The organism is Paenibacillus sp. 01T422 (genome assembly GCF_056398785.1).
The window spans coordinates 1-1880 of the sequence record NZ_JBFTQB010001083.1; the positions used below are offsets into that span (position 1 = coordinate 1).

The following is a 1880-nucleotide window of genomic DNA, read 5'->3' on the forward strand; positions in this document are numbered from 1 at the left end:
GTGGGCATCATCATTCTATTTTAGGAGGGGAACGTTTTGGAAGAACAATTAAACCGCATCGCACAACTTGAAGCAGAAAAAGGGAAGCTTGATCCGAATGTGCCAGATGATATGTTCCGCATTCGCCAGATCAATTCCGAGATTGACCAAATCAACACACAGATCGCTCAAGCTCAACAGAAGGCAGCTGAGGATCAAAAGTTTGACGAACTCAAGGCAATTGTTGAGGAAGCCAATCTGAATGAAGTCCTGGGACATCCGGACGCGGCCAAGATCGTGCATGCCATCTTGTATGCTCAGAGCTTAAAGTACCTGGCTGAGATGGGTCAAAAGGATACAGTAATCAAATCGCTTCAGGATCAAGTCACAACCCTTGAGCAGTATTACACGCATGAGCTTCAGCAGGCTCTTGCTGATGGCCAGAAGGTTGCTGAGGAAAATGCACAATTGCAATCTGATCTGGAGCTCTCTAAGAATGAATCACGCAATCGTGGTAATGAAGTGGAGCGCTTGAAGCAACAGGTAACCACGCTCAATCAACAACTCGAAACGGAAAAGAATCGTCGTTCCGAACTGAAGCCAGACGGTAACCTTCAGGAGCTTCTCGCAAGCGCCAAAGAGGTCACAGAGCAGCGTAAGATCAAGATTACCAATGTACAGCCGACCAACGTCAAAGAAACACATTTCACGGCTACTACAGAGACTGGTGAGCAAGTAACCATTCCACACTACGCACTCAACGCTTATGAGACAGTGGATCGTCTTCCACTACCAGCGGAGGAACCCGTAACGGAGGAGCAGTTTCCTCCAAGCAGTGAAGTTGTGGAAGAATCGGCAGTGGCACAAGAAGACGCCGGAGATACTGGAGGCACTGAAGACCATGCGGAGGTTCAGGAGCCAATGCTAGAAGAACGTGTGGCCGCTCTCGAAACTTGGAAAACTCGTGTAGAGTACGAGATGAATCAACAAGGAATAGTAAATTAATTCGGAGTAGGGGAGGCGTACGCTTCCTCTTTCCCCTTAGGGAGAGTTCTTCATGGAGGTATGCAGGGGCATTTTCTGGGCAACTATCTTCTCAATTCCAATTTGGTTGATCATTATATTAATAGGGTTGGTGATTTATTAATGGCTATAGGACACTGGTACGAAGAACGAAACGGCTGGACGATCATGGATCTGGGTGCGGCAACCTCAGAGAATTATCGACGATCTAAAAACATTGCCCGCTATGCGCTGAATAAGACAGCCAAGGAAGCCAAGAACGTACGCGGGGTTATCTCATCCATGATAAGTGAATGTGAATATGTCGAGGAATGGTTAGAGACAGGCAGAAGACCCGGGAGCTTCAAAGGCGTAGAGCGAGGATACAAAGAAACAAATTGGGATCCAGCTTGGCTTGACTCCTATGCTTCACCAAATGGCTGGCATACGGATCGTACGCAGTTTAGTGGGGAGTTATCGAAGGAAGACCGCTTCCGCATCGAGGATGCTATGAGCACGCTGTCTGATCGCGAGCGTCAGTGCTTTATGATGTACCACGTCGATGGAATGAGTGAATACGATATAGCCCGGGAGCTGCATCTTGGAAGGAGCAGTGTGCAGAAGTTCTTGGAAAGGGCTAAGGGAAAAATTGAAGAAGCGAAAATGAGCAGCCTATTCCTTTTGGGATAAGGCTGTTTTTTTCTGTATTTTATTGTAAAATGAACTAAACCATAAATTGTTGGAGGATGCAATATGCATGAGCAAAGATATGTTACAGATGAATTAACACATTTTGTAGGAAGAAGTGAAAAAGACGATCAAGATAAATTTAATTTGTTATTACGCATAATAAAAAGTGGATGGATTTTACATAGTCCTTTTGATCCGAATATTGATAC

The 1880-nt window shown here is 45.6% G+C and carries 2 protein-coding genes; both read left to right on the plus strand.

From position 1 onward, the window contains the following. The first annotated feature begins 36 nt into the window (after positions 1-36). Complete coding sequence (locus AC1DUA_RS35765; RefSeq protein ID WP_477504258.1) at positions 37-984, plus strand: hypothetical protein; 948 nt, start codon at positions 37-39, stop codon at positions 982-984. A gap of 60 nt (positions 985-1044) precedes the next feature. After that, a complete protein-coding gene (locus tag AC1DUA_RS35770) occupies positions 1045-1671 on the plus strand; it encodes a sigma-70 family RNA polymerase sigma factor (RefSeq protein ID WP_477504259.1) in 627 nt (208 codons plus the stop codon). Positions 1672-1880 lie beyond the last annotated feature (209 nt).

Excerpts from the sequence above, each read along its gene's own strand:
- AC1DUA_RS35770 (WP_477504259.1), top strand. The coding sequence starts at position 1,045 with ATGCAGGGGCATTTTCTGGGCAACTATCTTCTCAATTCCAATTTGGTT.